Origin of the sequence: Microcoleus sp. AS-A8, from assembly GCA_039962225.1 — a bacterium.
In the GTDB taxonomy this organism is placed as follows: Bacteria; Cyanobacteriota; Cyanobacteriia; order Cyanobacteriales; family Coleofasciculaceae; genus Allocoleopsis.
The window spans coordinates 82,032-104,642 of sequence record JAMPKV010000001.1 but is presented as its reverse complement, the minus strand read 5'-3'; the positions used below and the strand labels follow the sequence as shown (position 1 = coordinate 104,642).

20 protein-coding genes and 1 pseudogene are annotated in these 22,611 nt (G+C 47.3%); 14 read left to right on the top strand and 7 right to left on the bottom strand.

What is annotated here, in order from left to right; genetic code table 11:
* Positions 1-76: 76 nt before the first annotated feature.
* On the bottom strand, positions 77-547 hold the full coding sequence (locus tag NDI48_00445) for a tetratricopeptide repeat protein (GenBank protein ID MEP0829673.1): 471 nt from the start codon (positions 545-547) through the stop codon (positions 77-79).
* Between the two features lie 333 nt (positions 548-880).
* On the opposite strand from NDI48_00445, the pseudogene NDI48_00440 reads away from it, so the two are divergent.
* A pseudogene (locus NDI48_00440) lies at positions 881-1,363 on the top strand (hypothetical protein).
* A gap of 74 nt (positions 1,364-1,437) precedes the next feature.
* Here NDI48_00440 and NDI48_00435 read toward each other — a convergent pair.
* Positions 1,438-2,532, bottom strand: coding sequence for a glycosyltransferase family 4 protein (locus NDI48_00435; protein MEP0829672.1), 1,095 nt, complete (start codon positions 2,530-2,532; stop codon positions 1,438-1,440).
* 87 nt (positions 2,533-2,619) lie between these two features.
* Here NDI48_00435 and NDI48_00430 point away from each other — a divergent pair, with 87 nt between their 5' ends.
* On the top strand, positions 2,620-2,880 hold the full coding sequence (locus tag NDI48_00430) for a hypothetical protein (protein ID MEP0829671.1): 261 nt from the start codon (positions 2,620-2,622) through the stop codon (positions 2,878-2,880).
* Between the two features lie 100 nt (positions 2,881-2,980).
* On the opposite strand, the gene NDI48_00425 is transcribed toward NDI48_00430, so the two are convergent.
* Positions 2,981-4,090 carry an EamA family transporter gene (locus NDI48_00425; protein MEP0829670.1) on the bottom strand — a complete coding sequence of 370 codons (1,110 nt, stop codon included), beginning with the start codon at positions 4,088-4,090 and terminating at the stop codon, positions 2,981-2,983.
* A 257-nt stretch (positions 4,091-4,347) separates the two neighbouring features.
* Between NDI48_00425 and sppA the strand changes: the two genes are divergently transcribed.
* Together sppA and aroH are read left to right on the top strand one after the other, a co-directional pair.
* Positions 4,348-5,172 (top strand): signal peptide peptidase SppA, encoded by an 825-nt coding sequence (gene sppA / locus NDI48_00420; GenBank protein MEP0829669.1) that lies wholly within the window; start codon positions 4,348-4,350, stop codon positions 5,170-5,172.
* A gap of 68 nt (positions 5,173-5,240) precedes the next feature.
* Positions 5,241-5,657 (top strand): chorismate mutase, encoded by a 417-nt coding sequence (aroH, locus tag NDI48_00415; protein ID MEP0829668.1) that lies wholly within the window; start codon positions 5,241-5,243, stop codon positions 5,655-5,657.
* 221 nt (positions 5,658-5,878) lie between these two features.
* Here aroH and NDI48_00410 read toward each other — a convergent pair whose 3' ends face one another.
* Positions 5,879-6,790, bottom strand: coding sequence for a fatty acid desaturase (locus NDI48_00410; protein ID MEP0829667.1), 912 nt, complete (start codon positions 6,788-6,790; stop codon positions 5,879-5,881).
* 363 nt (positions 6,791-7,153) lie between these two features.
* Between NDI48_00410 and NDI48_00405 the strand changes: the two genes are divergently transcribed.
* Positions 7,154-7,969, top strand: a complete 816-nt coding sequence (locus NDI48_00405; GenBank protein ID MEP0829666.1) for a COP23 domain-containing protein — start codon at positions 7,154-7,156, stop codon at positions 7,967-7,969.
* A 33-nt stretch (positions 7,970-8,002) separates the two neighbouring features.
* On the opposite strand, the gene NDI48_00400 is transcribed toward NDI48_00405, so the two are convergent.
* Positions 8,003-8,842, bottom strand: coding sequence for an alpha/beta hydrolase (locus NDI48_00400; protein MEP0829665.1), 840 nt, complete (start codon positions 8,840-8,842; stop codon positions 8,003-8,005).
* Positions 8,843-8,910: 68 nt separating this feature from the next.
* Positions 8,911-9,651 (bottom strand): 1-acyl-sn-glycerol-3-phosphate acyltransferase, encoded by a 741-nt coding sequence (locus tag NDI48_00395; GenBank protein MEP0829664.1) that lies wholly within the window; start codon positions 9,649-9,651, stop codon positions 8,911-8,913.
* Positions 9,652-10,032: 381 nt separating this feature from the next.
* Here NDI48_00395 and metG point away from each other — a divergent pair, with 381 nt between their 5' ends.
* The 4 genes from metG (at position 10,033) to NDI48_00375 (ending at position 14,969) form a co-directional block, all read left to right on the top strand.
* Positions 10,033-11,631 carry a methionine--tRNA ligase gene (gene metG / locus NDI48_00390; GenBank protein ID MEP0829663.1) on the top strand — a complete coding sequence of 533 codons (1,599 nt, stop codon included), beginning with the start codon at positions 10,033-10,035 and terminating at the stop codon, positions 11,629-11,631.
* Positions 11,632-11,742: 111 nt separating this feature from the next.
* Positions 11,743-12,348 carry an NYN domain-containing protein gene (locus NDI48_00385; protein ID MEP0829662.1) on the top strand — a complete coding sequence of 202 codons (606 nt, stop codon included), beginning with the start codon at positions 11,743-11,745 and terminating at the stop codon, positions 12,346-12,348.
* Between the two features lie 157 nt (positions 12,349-12,505).
* Positions 12,506-13,645: an LPS export ABC transporter periplasmic protein LptC gene (gene lptC / locus NDI48_00380; GenBank protein ID MEP0829661.1), complete on the top strand. Its 1,140-nt coding sequence runs from the start codon at positions 12,506-12,508 to the stop codon at positions 13,643-13,645.
* Between the two features lie 19 nt (positions 13,646-13,664).
* Entirely contained in the window at positions 13,665-14,969 is a 1,305-nt protein-coding gene (locus NDI48_00375; GenBank protein MEP0829660.1) for a serpin family protein, read from the top strand.
* Positions 14,970-14,990: 21 nt separating this feature from the next.
* Here the strand turns inward: NDI48_00375 and NDI48_00370 are convergent, their stop codons facing one another.
* Entirely contained in the window at positions 14,991-16,322 is a 1,332-nt protein-coding gene (locus tag NDI48_00370; GenBank protein ID MEP0829659.1) for a D-alanyl-D-alanine carboxypeptidase, read from the bottom strand.
* 159 nt (positions 16,323-16,481) lie between these two features.
* Here NDI48_00370 and plsX point away from each other — a divergent pair, with 159 nt between their 5' ends.
* The 5 genes from plsX (at position 16,482) to NDI48_00345 (ending at position 22,484) form a co-directional block, all read left to right on the top strand.
* Positions 16,482-17,525, top strand: a complete 1,044-nt coding sequence (gene plsX, locus NDI48_00365) for a phosphate acyltransferase PlsX (protein ID MEP0829658.1) — start codon at positions 16,482-16,484, stop codon at positions 17,523-17,525.
* A gap of 3 nt (positions 17,526-17,528) precedes the next feature.
* Positions 17,529-17,672, top strand: a complete 144-nt coding sequence (locus NDI48_00360) for a hypothetical protein (protein ID MEP0829657.1) — start codon at positions 17,529-17,531, stop codon at positions 17,670-17,672.
* Complete coding sequence (locus tag NDI48_00355) at positions 17,666-18,667, top strand: ketoacyl-ACP synthase III (GenBank protein MEP0829656.1); 1,002 nt, start codon at positions 17,666-17,668, stop codon at positions 18,665-18,667. The genes NDI48_00360 and NDI48_00355 overlap by 7 nt, the downstream gene beginning before the upstream one ends.
* Before the next feature lie 696 nt (positions 18,668-19,363).
* Positions 19,364-20,494, top strand: coding sequence for a hybrid sensor histidine kinase/response regulator (locus NDI48_00350; GenBank protein ID MEP0829655.1), 1,131 nt, complete (start codon positions 19,364-19,366; stop codon positions 20,492-20,494).
* A gap of 88 nt (positions 20,495-20,582) precedes the next feature.
* On the top strand, positions 20,583-22,484 hold the full coding sequence (locus NDI48_00345) for a tetratricopeptide repeat protein (protein MEP0829654.1): 1,902 nt from the start codon (positions 20,583-20,585) through the stop codon (positions 22,482-22,484).
* Positions 22,485-22,611 lie beyond the last annotated feature (127 nt).

The following is a 22,611-nucleotide window of genomic DNA, read 5'->3' as shown; positions in this document are numbered from 1 at the left end:
ACCGATGTTAAGCTGGAGCGCATAGTAGGCGAACAGCTGTTGCTTGACCTTTGCAACCTTCTAACCTTCAACGCTTTTAGCTCAACCGCGCTGTACATTCGAGAATCAATTTTTGATTGACCAAAGCATAGGGCTGAATGGCTAGAGCTTTGCGAAACGCTTGGATAGCAGATCTGTACTCTCCCAAGGCGGCATAGCACAAACCCAAACCGTGCAGTGCGCCAAAATGGACTGGATTGAGTTTGAGGACTTCCAGGCAATCCACACGCGACTTTTTGTACTCTCCCAGGAGGTAGTAAAGAACAGCGCGCCGATTCCAGGCTTCCGCGAAATCGGGGAGATCCTGAATCAGTTGGTTCAGCAACGCTTCAGCCTGCTTCACATCCCCGGCAGTAAATAGGGTTTGGCTACGTTCGAGCCGCTCAAAGCCATATTGTCCCTTTTGCTGAAACCAGATACGCCAGAGTTCTTCTGTTGCCTGATTGCGAACATCCTCGTCAGGATGTTTCAAGTCTTCTAATAAGGCATTGATTAATTGTTCATTCATGAATCGGCTGTCCTGTGTGCGAGCATGGGTCAACTGAGTTTTGTCAAGATGGTCTACTCTCCTTGCTGTCTCTGTGGTGGTAGCTCTCTCAAGAGGCGTTTTCACTCACTCCTCGATAGGAGTGCCAGTAGGATTTGTGAGGCTAAAACAGCCTAGTGCAGCATGGCGGAAATAACTATCCAGTTGAAAAAGCTTAAAAAGCTTACTCTATAAACTTTCTTTCCTTCTGCCTCCTGCCTTCTTCCTTCTGCCTTCTTGTACTAGTCTGCTATCTGTATCCCGAAAGCTGTGAAGAAATTTAATTAGTTGGCAATTGCTGCCATTACTATTGTGGTGATTACATTCACCCTGACCCATCAAATTTTGTTCCCAGTCGCCCTCAAAGGTGCTGAAGCCTTTGGTCATCTAGGGGATTGTTTAACTTGGTCACCTTCAACGCACACCTTCCTTGGCACTGCCCCTAATCCCACTTCCAAAGTTTGGTTCACAGGTTTTGACGGCATCCTCGGAGAAGTATTCTAGCGTGAAGTAAACCAACCGGCGACAGTAGACGGGCAGTTTTTAGTAAGGGATGCGAATCATACTTGGGTTGATGAACAAAAGCGGGATACTACTCATCAGGTTACTTTAAATAATCTGCATTTGCTCTCTTGGACTATCACGAATACAGCTAAAAATCGCCTGTACCAAATTCAAAAGACAATTGTTACCGACCCCAACCGTAAGACTTTCATCCTTTTCCCTTCTGCCTTCTGTCCTCACTCTCATCTCCGGTCTGTCCTCACTCTCATCTCGGGTCTGCCTTTGGCTACATAATCTCTCTGTTCAGCGGGATGATAGCCCCCGCCTAAATTTATTGCACCCGTTGAGATGCCTAATGGGCAATTGCCCTAACGCCTATTCCCTTGACTGCAAATATCCCAAAACCACTGCTCCATGCGATCGCCCATCGCTTGATGAGAATATTCGACTTCGACCCGTTGGCGGCAGGCATGGCGGTCAATTGAATCTAATTTTCCCAATGCATCGACCAAGCCTTCCACCGAATCAGGCTCTACTAAGAACCCAGTTTTCCCATCCTCCACAATTTCAGCCGGCCCACCACGACGGTAGGCAATCACTGGCACACCACAAGCCAGGGCTTCAATGGCTACATTGCCAAACGCTTCCACCCAACGCGGCGTCATCAACAGTGCTCGACACTGGCGTAAGCGCTTTTGCAATTCATCGGTGGAGAGAAATCCCTCGTATTGTATGGGAGCGTTGGGATAATCTTGTAAAATCTGTTGCCAGTAGGGTTCGTCTTGCAGGAAACCCATGATTTTTAGGGGAATTCCGGTTAACTGGGAGGCCGCAACCCCATCTTCTAACCCCTTTTCCGGCGCAATACGACCCACCCACCCTACCCAAGGCGCGGGTTCAGCACAGAAGTCATAAAACGACAGATCAATCCCATTTTTCACACACCGACAACGGTTGGCAAAGCTAAAGGTTACTGCCTGTGCCTGCGAGTGAACGCCAATGGTACCGGGAAATTGGGTAACTACCTGTTCAATTATCCCATCCATTGCCTCCGTCAACGAACCCATGCTGACTAAGTGGGCAACGGGAATCGTAAAAAAAGGCGTCAGGTAGAACGGTAACCAATCATAGGCAAAGTTGAGGATTAAGTCATAGTCGGTTTGTACCTGTCGTGCATAATCCCACATATTCGCCAACACCGAAGACGCAGGGATGATGATGGGTGCGTCTCGTCCTTGAGTTTGAGCGCTGATTTGTGGGTTTCCAGCAATTTCAACCAAGGGCATTCCCCAAGCTGTAGATCCTTGGGAAGCGACAATGGTTAAGGTATGACCCCGCCGTATTTGTTCCGTGGCAATGTTACGTAGGGTGAGTTCGACGCCTCCTCCTAATCCCGAACCCAAAGGGCCAATGGGGTTGGAAACAAATAGCAGCCTGAGTGAATTGCCAAACGCCTTGGTCATCTGATTTTATCTACTTAACTTATGCAACCCTAAAATTTTGCTACAAGGTAGGCATCGCTGCGTGGAGGTAAGCGTATGGGTCTTGATATGCATTATCAAGCAATGCCTGAGACGTGTTCCTTATTGGCGCGATCGCGACAAGAGCCTGAATTTGGCAGACACTTGGAATTCTTTGTATTGATTGCTCAACACGGCTTGTCAGTAATTTGCGATGAAGCCGAAGACGCTCAGACGTGGATTGACTTTGCCGAGGAAGTACAACAAACAATTCAACTCTATCCCGGTATTGAGCAGCGCGTTTGTTATTTTGGTCGCAGGTGGGGGACGTTAGCGAAGCAGGGCGCGTAGCGCACAACGCTTTCCCCAGACCTCCTCACTAAAGCTCCGGTCGGTAAGGGTTAGTGGGTGAGGTATGAGAGTTGTTAAGTCAGTGCCATTCGATTTAAGGCTACTGATTTGTTAGAACTTCAGTTTTTGATTCTGTAATTTTGACAGGCATTGCTGCCACAGTAACTGAGCGCGAGTCTTCTAGCAGGCGATCGCTTGTGGTAATGGTTTCGACCTCTATTGCCGCATTCTCATCACCAGCCGGTTGCCGAATCAGAGACTGTAACTTCTGGGTTATTACCTCACGCTGATTGATCAGATAGATGCTAACCAACGTCAGGCTGACACCCACCCATTGCAGGGGACTCAGGACTTCTGACAAAAACAAATTACCAAACAGCAGGGCAAATACAGGTGTGAGAAAGGTTAGGGAACTCAAACTCGTGAGATTTCCACGGGAGGCAAAATAGAAGAATAGACCGTAGGCGATCGCACTGCCAAAAATGGTTGAATAAGCTAATGCAGCCCAACCTGATAAGTCAATATTCACCCACTGTTGGGATTCTCCAATCCCAGAAAGGCCAAATAAGGGTAACCCACCAATAATCATGTGCCAGCCGGTCGCCATCACGGGGTCAGCATATCGCGTCACATATCGAATCATCACTGTCCCCACCGCCATCGACAGCGATGCCAACAGCATCAGCCACTCTCCACTCTGAAATAGCTGCTGTAAGCTCATGTCTAAAGTCAGGGAATCACCTTGGAAGAGGCTGAAAATCCACTCATCCGGCAAACCAATCAGACTAATTCCCAACACTCCAATTCCCAGCCCTAACCATCCCCATAATCCAATCACTTCACCAAACAGCAACCCTGACAACAGCGCCACAGCTAGGGGTTGAGAGTCAATCATCACAGAACCTAAGCCGGCTCCCGTTCTCACCAATCCTTCGGCGAGAAATCCCTGAAATAGCGCCCCATCCACCAAGGCAAACAAGCTGATCCACAGCCATGCAGCCCAACTTTTCGGCTGGGGACGCCCCATCATCGTTGCCGCCACCAATACTAAAACTCCGGCTGGGACTAAACGCACCCCTGCCATAAACAGAGGGGTTGTGTTGGGGATGATGCCTTTCATCGCCACCATTGCCGTTCCCCACAAGAAAAAGGGAGCGATTAGCAACAAGACGGCAGAAGGAGATTGGATATTCGTTGTTTTTATCTGCATAAGGTAGTCTGAAGGCTGCGCTAAACAACAATGAGAGGCTCAACTATATTTTTATATTTCTTTACATAATTCTACTGAATTATTTTATTGTGTTAAGAAGATGATACAAACTAATTATCGCCAGTTCTGCCCCTGGCTCCTGTATTGAGCTTGACAAAACCCTAAAGCCAGCGTAGATCGTGCAAACTAGAAGATATCCCGTCTGTGGATGATTAGGCTGACCTGTTTAATTTTTAATCAAAACGACTTAAATACTCATGCCCTGGCCTTTTAAGCCCAACTCTCGTAAACAAATCGCTCGAATTGAAGTCACTGGTGCGATCGCAAGTGCCACACGCAAACGGGTACTGGAAGCCCTGAAAACAGTGGAAGAAAGGAAATTTCCGGCCCTTCTGTTGCGAATTGACAGTCCTGGCGGGACTGTGGGCGATTCCCAAGAAATTTACTACGCCCTCAAGCGGCTGCGAGAAAAGGTGAAAATTGTCGCTAGCTTCGGCAATATCTCAGCGTCTGGGGGAGTGTATATCGGCATGGGAGCCGAACACATCGTGGCGAACCCCGGTACAATTACTGGAAGTATTGGGGTAATTTTGCGCGGAAACAACTTGGAACGGCTGTTAGAAAAAGTCGGAGTTTCCTTCAAAGTGATTAAGTCCGGGCCTTACAAAGATATTTTGGCCTTTGATCGGGAACTGACCGAACCCGAAAAGCATATTCTTCAGGAATTGATTGATACCAGTTATCAGCAGTTCGTCCAAACTGTTGCGGAAGGACGAAATCTCGCTGTAGAAACCGTGAAAAGCTTTGCGGATGGTCGCATTTTTACAGGTCAGCAAGCGGTAGAACTTGGCGTTGTTGACCGCCTAGGAACAGAAGAAGATGCCCGTCGCTGGGCCGCTGAGCTGGCAGGTCTTGACCCGGAGAAAACCAAGTGTTACACCTTTGAGGAGCCGAAACCGTTCTTGAACCGTCTGTTAGGCGGTAGCCGTACTCAGATGGGATCAGGGTTATCATCTGGGATAGATTGGTTAGAGTTTGAACTATCGACCAGCGGTCAACCGTTGTGGTTATATCGACCTTAAGCAGGATTTTAGATTTGAGAGCACTCTGAAATCTAAAATTCAACATGGAAAATTGGAGGATGTAATAAGTGGAGTGGCGAGTTCGGGCGATTCGTGGGGCAACGACGGCTTCGGAAAACACAGTCGAGGCAATCAGAGAAGCTGTGACAGAACTATTAGACGAACTGGAAACGGGAAATCGGCTTGATCCGGATGAAATGATCAGTGCGATCTTTACAACCACACAAGATTTAGATGCTATCTTTCCCGCCGCGATCGCACGAGAGCGTCCTCACTGGCAGAATGTAGCTTTACTCGATGTTCAGCAAATGCATGTGGAAGGGAGTCTGAAGCGTTGTATTCGGTTTTTAATCCACGTCAATACCCCTGTCTCTCAAGTCGAGATTTACCATCCCTATCTACGTGGAGCTAAAAATTTACGACCGGACTGGAGTTTAGCTCAAATCAGTCGAACGGTGCCTTCTGCGGTTCAATCTCGTCGCTAATGCCTCCGGAGAGATGATTTGTTATTTTTTGTTAGTTGTTATGTCTTCTACCATTTCTCTCTCCACAATGCACTTAATTGATTACCCCCTGTAGTCCCCCTTATTAAGGGGGACGGCGACAACCGGGGGTTCATAAAGTGCAACTTCATCGAGAATTGGCCTGAGAAGGAATTTGAATTTATAACATTTACTAACAACTAACTCCTAACTCATCAAAAATATTACGACTTCACTTCTTCCAATTTTTTCTCTGGATATTTTTTGTGCAACCGAATTCCTAAGAAGATGTCGTAGACAAAGTTCCAAAAACTTTTTTTGCCTTCTAACAATCCCAGAGATTGATAACAACCTTTTTGATCGAGCAGAGGCTTAACGGCATAGTAAGCCCCTTGATACTTGTACCAAGGAATAGAAGGCCACAGATGATGAATTAAATGGTAATTCTGTCCACCAATGAGTAAATTCAAAATTGGGCTGGGGTAAACTCTAGCATTTTTCCAGCGATCGCGCTCCTGAAAGGGTCGATGGGGCAAATAATCAAAAAATAATCCCAAGGCTAAACCCACCACTAAAGCGGGTGAAAACCAAAAGTTGAGAATATAACCTAAAAAGCCATATTGGCAAGCAATACAGATGATAGTCGCCACAAATAAACGACTTAAAAACCACTCCAACAATTCATACTTACGCCACAACCGACGCTTAAAGAAAAAGATTTCGTGATAAAAAAAACGAGCGGCGATTAACCAGAGTGGTCCGCCCGTGGAAACAAAATGATCGGGATCATTTTGGGGGTCATTCACATTCGCATGATGTTGAATGTGAACCCGCGTAAATACAGGGAAAGCAAACCCTAACATTAAGGCGCTTCCATGTCCCATAATGGCGTTCATCGTTCGATTGCGATGAGCTGCATTATGAGAAGCATCGTGAATTACTGTTCCCACCATGTGCAAAGCCAAGACATTTAGGGCAAAGCAGCATGGATCAGGCCAATTCCAGAGCCAGTAACCACATGTGGAAAAGGCAACCAACGCAATCGCTGTAAAGAACATGATTAACGTTGGATTAAATTCACCGGGAGGACCCAGGAATTCCTTTGGAACTGTCAGTGGCTTCTGGGCCTCCGACATCGTGATCTTTTCTCCTTTCTACCGTCCTTTGGTAGTATAAAATACCTGAGTCCAATGGTAAAGATTTGTGAAATTAACTCATCTAATCAGACAGGTTTTGGCTGATAAGCTGAGAAAGCTTTTGCTCAAACAACCAGGACGGCAAAAGCATACTCTTGAGCATTGATTTTGGCAAGGGTAGTAGGCTTTCTGAAGTGACAGAGGGTATGATGCGAATATAATATACCAGCGCATTTGCGCTTCTGGCTCTGGGATGCGATGTAGGGCTATGCACACAGCCCTCGTTGATCGCACTTCAAACGAGTCTTTTTGAGCAAATCAGGGGCAGCCGCATGTTTGACCGAATTTTAGAGGTTTGAAGCAATGACGCCACAACAGTTTACTCGAAATTCCAGTTTGAAGCCGTTGCTGTTTAAGAGTGTTGGTTGGTCAGCGAGTGTCGCTATTCTACTCGCGAGTGATAATGCCTTGGCCTTAACCCAGAACCGGACAGCCACAACTGCTCCATCTCAATTGTCCCAGCATACCATTTTGGCTGAGGATGTTGAGGAAGAATCACAATCCCAAGAGTCTTCACCCGATTCAGAGATTAAATCATCTCAAGAGCCTCGCTTTACCTGTAAGCAGGTGGATGGTCAGTATACGGTCATGTATCATCCCGAAAGCCAACCGAATCAAGCTTATCCCTGGGCAACTCCCGGTACTTTAGGGGGTGGCTGGACGCCAGAACGCCGTTGTAATGAGATCAGCAGACGTTTGGAATTGTACCGACCCGATGGTTTAGTGGAAATGCGGAATGCCGTAGAGAATAATTACAATACCGTCTGTGTGACCACCCAAAAGAATTCATCTTGTCGAATTGTACTCACGGTGCCTCCGGGACAAGACCCAGAATTAACACGCAATCGTGTCTTCCAAAACTTAACCGTTGCGGATACGGGTGAGCGAACAGATGCCGTAAACACGTTTGTCGAGGGGAACAGCGGTTCACAACTGCTCAATCAGGTGTTAAACCAAGGTCTATCGGCTCTAGGCGTTGACAACAATCCACGCCAATCTTCGGCTAATATCAATCTCCGACCCTTCTTAGACCGAGCGGATGGTGGGACTGGCTCTAGGCTGAGAAGAAGCATCCCTGTGCGGTCGAATCCGCGCTTAAATCCAGCTCGGTTTCGTTGATCGTTTTTGAGATGATTCTGAGCGGTGTGTGAGCTAATCAGCCACCGGAATTGGAATTAAAACGGATTTAGCTTCTTGGTTAGGAACCGAGGCTTCTAAGAAGTTTTGCTCTTTCATCAGATCAAAAAGGCAAACGTCTGTCTCCAGCAGACAGGCGTGCCCCGAATTGGGTAATATTAGCTTCTGAGCATTGGGTAGGCTGTTAACTAGGCGTTCAGCTTCCTGTGCGGAGGGTAACAACTGATCAGCGGCACCTCCAATCACGAGGACGGGTTGGGTTAGGCGTTTTAGTTGTGTTTCTTTTACATCAAACTCGGTCACCATGGAGATGCGCCAATTCGCAATCTTGGCGGGTACCGATTGCATGGCATCCAGCAGTGCACGGCGATCGCGCGGCGTGGTTCTGGCTAAATTGGATAACAAGGGTAAGAGGACGAGTGACGAGACTCCATACAAAAATTCGGGTACCAAGCGATTCAATTGAGCTCCCCAGCTTAACCAAGGGCGTTGATGGAAAGATGTGGCTGGATTAATTAAAATAATTCGCTTAAAAAGATGGGGCGCACTTAAGGCAACCTTAATGGCTAAACAGCCTCCGAATGACTCACCACACAGATAAACTGAACGGGAGGCTCCCTTTTTGAGTTCCTCTTCCACGAGGTTCACCACCACCTCGGCAAGATCGTCCCAGTTGTTCAAGTCATCAGGAGGAATTGCCAGCGCTCTGACATCAAAAGCGGTTTCTAACCCTTTTGTCTGGGAGCGCAAGAGTTGACCGGTCCCATCCATACCGGGTAGAAACACAAATAAGGGGTAGTTGGAATTAACACGTCCTGGTGTCAAAAAACAAGGACGGCTCTTCACTGGTGGCATGGCTAAATTCCTATTGATATCCCGATGACTATTGAAGCAAAAAAAATCACAACGCGACTTTTCTCAATTCAGGAACATCTTCGTTCGCGTTGAAATGTTTGATAGAGTAATTTAGAAATTTCATCCTGGCAGGTAGTCACCAGTTCGCTAACCGCTGTTTTAGCCTGTTTGCCTTGATATTGCTCCCGGTGTTTTGCCGTAATCCAATAGGGATGCCCCACTAATACCGCCACACGACGATGAATCACCATCGGATGCAAACCCGGTTGTGCAAATAGGGGTTCTGATGGATCAAACAGACGTAACCAGCGCAGTGGCACGGCAGAGGATGTTGTTTCTTCCAAAGAGGCGATCGCTACAGGCAATACGGCTAAATCCCTGACGGGAGTCCGTAAAGCCAAGTGGGCAAAGCCTCGGTGAAACCTGCTGATGCTATCGGGCTGAGTCAAATGCACCATGGTTTGAGCGCCTTCGGGGAATACTCCTACCCACTGATGTTGTTTGAGTAGCCCACTGGCCTGTTCAAAAAAAGCCTGCTGCCTATATTCTGGTTCTTGAAGCGGAAAACAACCCATTTGCGTGATAAATTCTCGCAACATGGGCACTTGCCCCATGTAATGATGACAAGCAATGCGGATAGGATGCCCTAAGGCTGCCATCAACAGGGGGGCGTCCATAAAGCCACGATGGTTGCTTACCACCACAACGGCAGAATGCTCAGGGATGCGATCTTCGTGGTAGACGAACATCCGCGTTCCCATTGCCGCTAGGAGCGATCGAGAAATTTGAAGTGGACTATCTGAAGACATGGGTTGAAGCCATCACTTGTACCATTACTTAATATTTCTTTACGCTACAAAGCAATGTAAAGTTTTGACAAATGCCTTAAGGTAGAATTTAGGGCATTTTCAGTCGTTTCTGGCAGCAACTCAGCCAGAAGTAGACCTGATTAATGACATCTAGAAAAGGATAACTATGCTACTAATAATTAATTATTTTTTTAGATCTTATCGTTTTATTAAGAAAATCTAAATATTTAGGTAAAAGCTTCTGATTATCTGTATAAGGTAATACTTTTATTAGAGAAGTACTACATCAAGCTGACGAGCTCAGGTAGCCACTCCATCAATATCCGTAGCAATACACTAGAAACTACCAGTAATTTAGGTGAAGGCGTTTCTAACACTCAGATGAGTCATATCGATACAAATAGAAACACATTTACGATTACGACGCCTCTCTACTACGTAAACGACTTACCCCATATCGGTAGCGCCTATACAACAATGGCGGCGGATGCGGTGGCTCGGTTTGAAAGGCTGCGAGGCAAATCCGTGTTATTCATTACGGGCACGGATGAGCATGGGCAAAAAATTCAGCGCACGGCTCAAAGTAATGGAGTCGAGCCTCAAGTCCACTGTGATCAGATCGCGGCTGGGTTTGATGCGCTTTGGCAAAAGCTCAATATCCAGTACGATCGCTTTAGTCGCACCACCTCATCCCGCCATGGCTCAATCGTTAAAGAATTTTTCTCTAGGGTGTGGGACAAAGGCGACATCTATCTAGGTCAACAAAAAGGCTGGTACTGCGTCTCTTGCGAGGAATTCAAAGAAGAGCGGGATTTGTTACAAGAACATCGATGCCCTCTTCACCCGAATAAAGAAGCCGAGTGGCGAGATGAACAAAACTACTTTTTCGCTTTGTCGAAGTATCAAAGCCAGCTTGAAGCTCTTTATCAAGAGCGACCTAATTTTATTCAACCGGAAAGTCGCCGGAATGAAGTTTTAAGTTTTGTTAGGCAGGGACTTCAGGATTTCTCGATTTCGCGGGTGAATGTGGACTGGGGCTTCCCAGTGCCGGTAGACCCGAACCATACCATTTATGTATGGTTTGACGCTTTACTCGGTTACGTAACAGCCCTGCTTGATCCGGATAGTGAACCCACGTTAGAGAATGCTTTAAGCAAGTGGTGGCCCATCAATTTGCATCTCATTGGTAAAGACATTCTGCGCTTTCATGCGGTTTACTGGCCAGCAATGTTAATGTCAGCAGATATACCAGTATCGGAGCATGTGTTTGGACATGGCTTTCTTACAAAGGATGGTCAGAAGATGGGGAAAAGCCTTGGCAATACCCTGAATCCGGTTGAGTTAGTCAATCGGTACGGTGCAGATGCGATTCGCTACTACTTTCTCAAAGAGATTGAATTTGGGAAGGATGGGGATTTCAATGAAACCCGTTTTATCGATATCGTCAATGCTGATCTCGCGAACGATTTGGGTAACTTACTCAACCGAACGTTAAAAATGGTACAGAAGTATTGCCATGCTCGTGTACCAGAAGTTAAAGAAGAAGAAGAAGAAATTCTAGTTGATAACCCCCTGAAAGCCATTGGCTGGGAATTGAGCGAACGTGTTGCTTGCTCCTATGAAGCCTTAGCGTTTGGGGAAGCCTGTCGGGAGATCTTTACTCTGATTCGAGCCGGTAACAAATTCATTGATGATCAAGCGCCTTGGAGCTTATATAAGCAGGGGAACTTGCCAGCAGTGGGACAAGTGTTGTATACCGTGTTGGAATCAGTTAGACTGGCAGCTTACCTCTTATCTCCGATTATTCCTAGCATCAGTACCGAAATTTATCGGCAGCTTGGCTTTTCAATCGACTTTAACGAAAAAACTCTCATTAAAGATTCTGCAACCTATGCTACTCACTCCGCTTGGGGAACCTTACCAGCTCATCAGAGCTTAGGGGAGGCGAAGCCCGTTTTTGCACGACTGGAACAAGCGTAATTTTGTTTCGTCGTCTTGGGCATTAGCTTATCAGCGGTTGACACATCTTCTGGGTGTGAGGAAAGGAGGCATCAATCTTTTTTTTACATAACAAATCGAGGTATAACAAATATGTTGAATAACTTTAGTAATGATCCAGTTTTTACGCCTGAACAAGTTTTAGAAAATCGCGGCCGCGTTGCAATTTTCATCGACGGCTCAAATCTATTTTATGCCGCTCTCCAACTGGGAATTGAAATTGATTACACCAAACTTCTCGTTCGATTAACAGCCGGTTCTCGCTTGTTGCGCTCCTTTTTTTATACAGGAGTTGATCGCACCAACGAAAAACAGCAAGGCTTTTTGCTGTGGATGCGACGTAACGGCTATCGGGTGATTGCCAAAGATTTAGTACAGCTACCCGATGGTTCTAAAAAAGCAAATTTAGATGTAGAAATTGCTGTAGATATGATGGCGCTGGTCGGTTCTTACGATACAGCCGTTCTCGTCAGTGGCGATGGAGACTTAGCTTATGCCGTAGATGCGGTTAGCTATCGGGGAGTTCGCGTTGAGGTGGTTAGTCTACGCTCCATGACGAGTGATAGCCTGATTAACGTAGCCGATCGCTACATCGATCTGGATAACATCAAAGAAAGTATCCAAAAGACACCTCGCGCCACCTCAACCTACGTCTACCGTCCTTTATCGGGCATCGGTATGGATGAGCAGGAAGACTAATCCACCAGCCATAGGTTATTAGTCATTCGTCATTATTCATTGTTTATCGGTCATCGTGATTAGTGATTGATCACAAGTCAACTAACAACTCGAAAAATCAATAACCAAGAACCAATGACTAATGACTAAGCACCTGGATTAAAAGCCGCCCAACCCCATGTTTGTGAACTTAAAACGTTCTATTGCTTTTACCCTGTGTTTTTTGACGTTCACTTTATTATCTGCCTGTAAGAGCGCCAGCCGTACAGAAAAGAAAATAAAGCAAGATAGTGCCGCAACAGATATTGAAGGGAGCCTAGTCTTTAAAAATATTACCCTCGACCAGGCCGATGAAAAGGGTCGCCCTCTCTGGAAAGTTAAGGCCAAACAAGCCACTTACAGCAAAGATAAAAAAATTGCTCGAATTGATCAGCCCACGGGTGACTTATACCAAGATGGAAAAGTCGTTTTGCGGGTATCGGCAGCGAGTGGTGAAATTCGCCAAGATGGTAAGATTGTCCTGCTAAAAGGACAGATTACGGCTACCGATACCCGGAATGGTGCTGTGTTTAAAGGCGATGATTTGGAGTGGTATCCCAAAGAAGATTTATTAATCGTTCGCAATAACTTGAAGGGCAATCATCCCCAACTTCAAGCGACAGCAAAAGAAGGGCGATACTTCACTCGAAAGGAGCAGGCAGAACTCCTCGGACAGGTCGCCGCTATCTCGAAAGACCCAGATTTGCAGATGAAAACAGAACATTTAGTCTGGCAAATCAAAGAACAAAAAACCAATGGCGAAAAGCGCATTTGGATTGAGCGCTACAAAGCCAAAATTGTGACTGACAGAGTGGAGGCTGATAAATCTCAGGTCGATCTGAAAACCAAGATTGTCACACTCAATAAAAATATTCAGCTAACATCACTCGACCCGCCACTATTGATGTCTAGTAATTCCGCCATCTGGAACGTCAACGCTGAAACAGTCGTTTCCGATCAGCCAGTAAGGATTGTCCAACAGAAAGAAAATATTATTCTCACCGCTAACCAAGGACAGGTAGATTTAAAACAAAAAGTAGCGAATTTAACAGGCGGCGTTCAAGCTATTGGTAGCAAAAATCAAGCTACAGTTTTCGCCAATCAGATGAAGTGGGATATGCCGACTCAGAATGTTCAAGCGTCGGGTAATGTGATTTATCAACAAGTTAATCCACCGTTTAATACGACGGGTCCTACAGCCCTAGGAAGGCTTCAAGACCAAAGCATTGTTGTTACAGGTGGCGCTGGTACCCGAGTGGTTACGGAAATTATTCCTTAGTAATAAAAGAAGAGAGCTGATGAAAAGATGGGTCGCGAGTCTATCGGTCACTCTGATGGGTTTGATGACCACGTTGAGTGGTTCTACGTTGGCTCGTGAACTCACTATTCATCCTCAACTTAAGATTTCGTCACCAAAAGAATCTCCTGTAATTACAGCTCAACGAACCTCAAAACCAACCGCAGAGATAAAGGCTGTGGTAAAAGGCAACAATGCTTTTGCTCTCGACCTCTATCACCAGTTGCGTAACCAACAAGGAAACCTTTTCGTCTCACCCTACAGCCTCTCGACGGCACTGGCTATGACCTATGCCGGAGCTAGGGGTGAAACGGCAACCGAGATGTCGAAAGTTCTCCACTTCACGCTAGGGCAAGAAGACCTCCACCCAGCCTTTGCCGCACTCAGGACTCAGCTAGATGCTCAGAAGCAGCAAGGGGAAGGGGTTCAACTCAAAATTGCAAATCGGCTTTGGGGGCAAAAGGGATACGAGTTTCTCAAGCCTTTTAATCAGCTCACCCGAAACTACTACGGAGCTGAACTAGAAGAAGTGGACTTCAAGACGGAGACGGAGCAAGCTCGCCGCACCATCAACAAATGGGTAGCACAACAGACTCAGGAAAAGATTCAAGACCTGATTCCTCCTGACATCCTCAACTCGCTGACGCGGATCGTTCTCACAAACGCCATCTACTTCAAGGGAAGTTGGCTTAAGCCGTTCGATCCGGCAGACACGAAGAACAAGCCGTTTACCGTTGCACCAGGTCAGCAGGTTGATGTTCCCATGATGTCCCAAGAGGCTAGTGTAGGCTACGCAGAGTTTGACGGCCTGCAAGTGCTGGAGCTGCCCTATGTCGGTAAGAAGACATCTATGGTGATTCTCTTGCCCAAGAAAGTTGATGGGTTGGCTCAACTAGAGCAGCAGCTAACGCCGGAGAACATCCACAATTGGCTATCATCTATCGACGACGACCAGTGTCCTGAGTTTATCCAGTTGCCCAAGTTCAAGGTGGATGCAAAATTTGAGCTGAAGCGAGTACTCTCAAAGATGGGGATGGTGAGCGCATTTGATGATGCTGCCGACTTCTCTGGCATGAACGGGAGGAAGGATTTGTTCCTCAAAGAAGCGATTCATCAGACCTTTGTCAATGTGGATGAGTTGGGCACCGAGGCGGCTGGGGCTACGGCGGCTATCGGGGAAGCACGGTGCGGCGGCGGAAACTTTAGTGCCAATCGCCCGTTTATCTTCCTGATTCGGGATAGAGAGTCTGGGAGCATCCTGTTTTTAGGTCGTTTAGTGAATCCAGCAGCTTCCCCTACACCCTGAGTACTCCCAAAACGCTCAACGTTAGCCTTTTTTGAGCTGTGCCCGAACACCGAAAATTTTTTCGTTGCGCTTGGATTCGCCGAGAAGATTTTCGATGGGATAAGTAGTGGCGTTGACCGATTGGATGCCCCACTGTTGTACCAAGCGCTGGAGAAAAACATCTTGCTGCTTGCGAAAGCCATTCACATCGCCACCCCGGTTAATGATGGCAAACCAAACTAAGCCGCGATCGCGTGTCGGGATCACACCCGCTAGCGCACTCACCGTATTTAGCGTTCCGGTTTTAATCGCTGTTCCCAGGGGGATGTGCCGTCCATACATGGTTCCATTCTTGTCGCGCCCAGAAACTGGAAATACGTCCATCACGCTGAGTTTGTAGGGCTGTAGAAAGTGGTGAACTGCCATCAGCATGGCACAGGCAGCATGGGGCGAAATCATATTCTCCACACCCAACCCAGAACCGTTAACCAGTTGTAGTTCGTTCTGGGAGAGATTGGCTGATTTTGCCGCCAATTTGTTTCTCTCTTCAGTACCCCCCATCGATTTGGCCAACATCTCTGACATGTTGTTGTTGCTGTGGATGTTCATCTCCCTGAGGATGTGAGTCAGGGAAAGTGAGCGGTGGCGGATTAATACGATTTTTTTGGGAATGGGCAAGGTTGACACTTTGATGCCTCCAGCGATCGCCACTTGCGGTTTTGGCGTTCCTTTGGGCATGATGGCATGTCGGTAGACAAACCCTCTCGCTGTCCAAAGTTTGGAGTGTAGTCCTTGTCGCAGTTCTTGACCTGCCAGTGCTGGGTTTTCCTGGTAGTTCATGTAGAAATCGCCCTCGATCACTAAATTTCCCTTGACCTGACGAATCCCCAACTGATTGAGACTATTCCCTAGGGCGATCGCTTCCTCCCAAACAAAAAAGGGGTCACCGCCGCCCGTGATCACCAAGTCTCCCTGTAATACACCCTTCTTAATCGGGCCTGTGGTACTCACCATTGTTTCAAACTGATGATCCGGTCCCCACTTGTTTAAAGCCGCCAATGTTGTCGCAATTTTCGTTAATGAAGCCGCTGGCAGGGGCACTTGATCCTTGTGTTTAGCCAGTACGGCTATGTCCGATTGAATCCAGATCCCTTGATGACGTGCCACAGCCCCTTGAGCGCTCAAGCCTTGCAAGTATTGGCGCATAATCGTTTCAGTCGCTGGATCGGGCAGTGCCATGCTGTCAAACAAAGGCATATTCTGCCACGCCAGCGCTTGAGCGGTAAGCACTGTCGTCGGTTGACCACCCACAAGCTTTAAGGCTAGAGCCGCTATTCCAGAGGCTAATATGCCAGCACCCAATCGTTGTACCATTCCTATCCCTCTTACCTGGTGCTTCATTTTAAAGAGTCGATGACAATCCTGAAAAGTCTTCTTCATGCTCTTTGATGGAGTGTCAGGCAGATTACATCAGGTTTAATGTGGAGTGGGGGGCTTCTGGTAAAATTTTTAAGGTTTCTATCACTTTGAGTAATGGCATCGACGACGGCACGGATCGCAATTGACGCTATGGGAGGGGATCATGCCCCTGACGAAATCGTTGCTGGCGCTATTAGGGCACAAGCAGAGCTGGGTGTAGAAGTTTTGCTAGTAGGTGACCCTCAAGCGATTGAATCCTCTCTGAAACAACATACCAGTTCCTCACAGATGGAAATTGTTCCGGCGGAGGATGTCGTTGCCATGCATGAAGAGCCTTTGGTGAGCTTGAAGCGGAAACCTAAGGCCTCGATTAACGTGGCAATGGATTTGGTTAAGCAAAAACGTGCCGATGCAGTGGTTTCCGCAGGTCATTCGGGTGCCGCGATGGCAGCGGGATTGCTGCGCTTGGGACGTTTGCGAGGTATTGACCGTCCTGCGATTGGCGCGGTATTTCCCACCTTGGTGGCGGGTAAGCCCGTGATTGTACTAGATGTAGGGGCGAATGTCGATAGCCGTCCCAAATATCTAGAGCAGTTTGCCGTGATGGGTTCGGTATACAGTCAGTACGTGCTGGGGATGGAGCAACCCAAAGTCGGACTACTGAACATTGGGGAAGAATCCACGAAGGGGAATGATTTAGCCATCCGCACCCATCAATTGCTGCAAGAAAATCCCAGAATCACCTTTATTGGCAATGCTGAAGGGCGAGATGTTCTCTCAGGCCGTTTTGATGTCATTGTCTGCGATGGCTTTGTGGGTAATGTGTTACTCAAATTTGCCGAAGCGGTCGGTGAGATCGTGCTGCAAATCCTCCGAGAGGAACTGCCTCAAGGAATACAGGGGCAACTGGGGACAGCGCTCCTCAAACCCAACCTGAAGAGGATTAAGCAGCGGATTGACCATGCCGAACATGGTGGAGGGCTACTCTTGGGGGTCGCAGGCGTTTGTATTATTAGTCACGGTAGCTCTCAAGCTCCGTCCATTTTTAACGCGATTCGCTTAGCCAAAGAAGCGATTGATAATCAAGTCCTGGAGCGGATTCAGTCCAAGGATTTTCAAGGTGAGCAGCAATCAGCAGCGAGTACCAAAGAGGAGTGAGTAGTGAGCAGTCAACCGTTGGCAGGTAGCATGTTAACTCACGCTCCTGTTTCAGGATGGCTCGATTCAGGTTGGTTAATCGTTACCCCTGACCGAGGCGGCCCTAATTTTGTAAACATCCCAGCTACTGAGGCAGAAGCGTGTTGAATCAACTAGGGGCAGGTATTGCCATTACCGGGAGCGGTTCTGCAACACCAGACGTGATTCTCGATAACCCACAACTCGAACGAATGGTGGAAACATCGGATGAGTGGATTACCAGCCGGACGGGAATTCGGGAACGGCGTATTGCGGATGATCGAATCAGTCTGAGTGCGATCGCGGCTCAAGCGGCTCAAAGTGCGCTAACAATGGCTCAAATTGCCGCCACAGACCTGGATTTAATTATTCTGGCTACTTCAACGCCGGATGACCTATTTGGCACAGCCTGCCAAATTCAGAGCCTCCTGGGAGCCTCAAAAGCTGTTGCCTTTGATATGACAGCCGCTTGCTCTGGGTTTGTCTTTGGGATGGTGACAGCGGCTCAGTTTATCCGCACGGGTGTCTACAAAAATGTCCTGCTCATCGGTGCCGATATTCTCTCACGCTGGGTGAATTGGTCAGATCGGGGTACCTGCATCTTGTTTGGTGATGGCGCTGGGGCAATTGTGATGCAAGCCAATGAGAGCGATCGCTTTTTGGGCTTTGAAATCCGCAGCGATGGTACCCAAAATCATTGCCTGCAACTCCCTTACAATGCACAACCCAAGGAACTTGTCAAGGATATTGCTGTTGCACAAGGCAATTTCGGGCCAATCACAATGAACGGCAAGGAAGTTTATCGCTTTGCGGTACAAAAGGTGCCGGAAGTGATTGAAAAAGCCCTATTCCGAGCCAACTTAAGCGCTGAACAGGTAGACTGGCTGTTGTTGCACCAAGCGAATCAGCGCATTCTTGACGCGGTTGCCCAACGCCTCAATATTCCAACACAGAAAGTTATCAGTAATCTTGCCCACTATGGCAACACCTCAGCCGCTTCGATTCCCATAGCGTTGGATGACGCTGTGCGGCAGGGCAAAATTCAATCGGGCGATCTAATTGCGACGGCTGGCTTTGGTGCGGGACTGACTTGGGGATCTGCTATCTTCCAATGGGGGAAGTAATACCCAATCCGTTTCGATAACCCCCTTATTCCCCAAAGGACGGGGGACTGGGAGAGGAAAAGAGATTGTTTAGACCCTTAGAAAAGGGGTCTACAATTCGGATTGGCTATAATTCCTCGGTGGCCAGATTGACATACCTAAGCTTACTTGGAGCAGCTATTTCTTCTCCCTGTCTGCCTTGTCTCCAACAGTCCCCTCAGGGCAGAGTTTCAGAACTTTCCCCAGAAAATAAAAAAATTTTTGCTCGTCAGTACAAAATATAAATTTTTAAAAGCGGGATATACACACAGCCGTTAGGTTCGTCCTGTCAATGGAGGGAAAAACAAGATACTCATGTATATATACTTAATTTTTATGAGAATCTTGCCAAGCTTCCGGCATTTGCACTTCGGTACAGTGAACAAACGGATAAAAATTTTGGGGTGATGCTTGGCAATGAAGCTTTGCAGAACCCGATCATCCGTTAAAAATTTGTGACAAACGGAACTCTCACACTCCTAGAGAGAACCAGTTGAATACAAACAGGAGAAGATAAAAACAAACAGAGAAATTGAGCAACTACTCAGAGAACTAATTCGATGAGAATAATCTTTCGGGGGGATGAGGCAGCTTAAGCAACAAGAAGGAAAAATCTTAAGAGATACAAAAGAAACAAAAAAAATAATTTAGCTAAACCTATTAACTACCCACTTTCCCATGAATCCTTTGGTTGTGACCCATTCCTCTAAAGCTGACCGCATCTTGGTTGTGGATGATTCTCCGGATAACCTATTCCTTGTTCAGACCATTTTAGAAGAAGAGGGGTATGCCATAACGCTGGCCGAGGATGGTCGGGCGGCTTTAAAACAAATTGACCTATACCCACCGGACTTGGTACTACTCGATGTGATGATGCCGGGGATGGATGGCTATGAAGTCACCAAGCGTATCCGGGAAAATCAAAAGTTGCCGTTTATGCCGATTTTGCTGATTACGGCCTTTGAAGGACCCAGCGTAGTCAAGGGATTAGACACGGGTGCAGATGATTTCATTCGTAAGCCAGTAGAAGTAGATGAACTGTTGGCACGAGTGCGATCGCTGCTGCGTCTGAAACATGCGATCGATGAACGCGAACAAATTGCCCGTCAGCGCGAAGAATTCGTCTCCTGGATGGCTCATGACTTGCGGACGCCTATCGTCGCCGCCGAGCGGATGCTGATGCTATTTCAACAAGGAGCGCTGGGAGAACTCTCACCGGGGATGGAAGAAGCGATCATCACAATGGCTCGCAGCAACCGTAACTTACTAGCCATGGTCAATACCCTGCTAGAAGTTTATCGTTATGAAGCCGGTCGCAAGACTTTGTGCTTCTCACCGATTGAAATCAAAACAGTCATGGAGGAAGTGATGCAGGAACTTTCTCCGCTCGCGGAACAGAAACAACTATCTCTCAAGCCCAATTTTGGGGAAAACGTAGATACTAAAGTCGTTGGCGATCGCTTAGAACTGCACCGAGTGTTCACCAACCTGATCGGGAATGCGATTAAGTTTACAGATACAGGCTCCATTGAGGTGCGGCTGAGTAATAGCCCGGACCCGGATGACCCTAAAACCTCCTGGTTGCTGATCGAAGTGGAAGACACAGGCTCTGGTATCGCCTTAGACGACCAAAAGATGATTTTCGAGCGGTTTCGCCAAGGAAGCCACAAGCGATCGGGCAGTGGTTTAGGCTTGCATCTGTCTAAACGAATTGTAGAAACCCACCAAGGAACCCTAGACGTTCAATCTGAGTTAGGCAGAGGCAGTGTGTTCAGAGTATGCTTACCGACGCAGAAGCCTAAAGCTTAAAAAAGTTAACAGCCAAAACAGGGGAGCATTTCAGTAGCGACGTGCTGTTAAGGTTGAGAAAAGCTAGCTGTTTGTGAGGTAAGACCTGATGCCGGACTCCAGGCCATTGCGCGATCAATACATCGAGTTAATCGACGAAATTGTGCAAGCGACCCTCAAAGGAAAGATTCGCTCTAAAGAGCAGGTCTATCAAATGCTGTTACAAGGAGTCAGCACCGGGACGGGCGAAATCTTCGATCGCTGTTTGGACGAACAGATGAACGCCACCCAGCAGCAGGTAGACAACCCTGTCAGCGAAATGAAGCAAGCTAAAGCCATTCGCAGCCTCAGGGCACTGAAAACCCTGAGTGGTGAATGGGAACGGGTACAGGAGCAAAAGCGCACCTCACAGGCTCTTACAGGCGCGGTTCAAGCGATTATTACGGCTGACTCCAGCGAACGCCTCACCGCTTTATTGCGAGTCATTGACCCCAATCGGCAGCAAGTGCTGAACTTACAACAACTCGCCCAGTTAGGGAAGGACTTACAGCAGCAATCTCAACAAAGTTCTGACCCGGACACGGCTAAAGAATTGCAACAACTCTCCCAAGGTATCACCACAGGTTTAACCTCCTGGCAGCGATTGGAAGATTATGTCGTCAGTTGGATTTACGACCAAAATCGAGATTTGGGATTTGAAGGACTGCCCGAACAACGTGGCCCTTGGGGGGTATGGGCTAAACATGTGAATAGCCCCCTACCCAAGTCGTTGTTTCAAGCGATCGCACAAAATCAATCCCTGCATGAATGGGTCGATCAACAGCCGAGTTTAGAATTGAGTAGTTGGGTGGAATTGGCTGTAATTCTCCAGTGCTTGCAGCGCGGACTGGTCGCTTGGTTCGACAAAATGGTCTATGACTCCAAAATGGGAGCCAAGCTGTCGATTTCTACCTTTATCGTTTTTGCCGTTATTTGGTCGCAATTAGCCAACGCCTTGAGTCAGGCAATAACCCAAACTGAGCGTGATGTGCTGATCAATGCCTGTTTTCAGGTGTCTCTGCAAATTCTCCGTGCTTTTGCCCAACGGGATTACTTCCCCCTTTACGGCGGCGTTTTTGCCTCTTTAAATGGAAATTCTTTGCGGGATGCGCTGAATTATTTGGATGAACCCTTGCGGCAAGTTGAGGGAACTCAGGAGAAAGCGCGAGTTTTAACCTTGTTGGGTTATTCATTACGCGCTCAAGGTTTATATGATCGGGCTACGGCTTTTCATCAACAGGCACTAGAGATTGCTCGTGGGGCAGGCGATCAAATTTGTGAGATTGCCAATCTCAATCACTTAAGCCGAATTTGTGTCGCCCAAAAAAATTATGCTGAAGCGATTAACTACAGCCAAAGAGCATTAATTCTCTCTCGTCAATCCGGAGATCGGTTAGGAGAAGCCAACGCCTTGACTAATTTAGGCTACAGTGAGGTGTTTCAAGCCAAAGAGCAGGCACAGCTAGAACCAGAAGTTTATGAAAGAGCGATTGACTATCTAGAACAAAGTCTGCAATTGTTAGCACGATTGGGTGATTCCCTTGGAGGTGGCTATGCTTCCCATCAGAGTCAATCGCTATGTTTCAGTAGTTTGGGAATTGCCCATGTGGTGATTGAACAGCCTCAAAAAGCCATCACCTACCTTGAACAAGGTTGGCAAGCCGCTCAAATTTCGGGCGATTTGTATCTACAAGGAGTTAATTTAGCCTACCTCGCCCAAGCTTGTTACAGTTTACAAAACTTGGCTCAAACTCTCTACACAGGTAGCCTGGGTGCCTATCTTTTAGAGCAAATTGGTTCTAGTGATTGGCGTCAATCGGCTGGCTTATTAACTATTTTGCAGGGTCAATTGGGTGCTGAAGTGTTCCAAACCTTATTGGAGCAAGAGCGCTCAAAAATTATTGCCTTTATCGGTGTTGATGGCTATGACTATATTCCTCAACTGCTGCAAAAATATCGAAATTCGATGTAGCGAGTATCAGAAGGCAGACGGCAGAAGGCAGACGGCAGAAGGGAGGAAGGCTGATAGTTTCTAGGTTGGTTTCCGTTGCGATCAGGTGAGTTATTTGTGCTATCTTGCTCTAGTGTTTCGGTCGGTT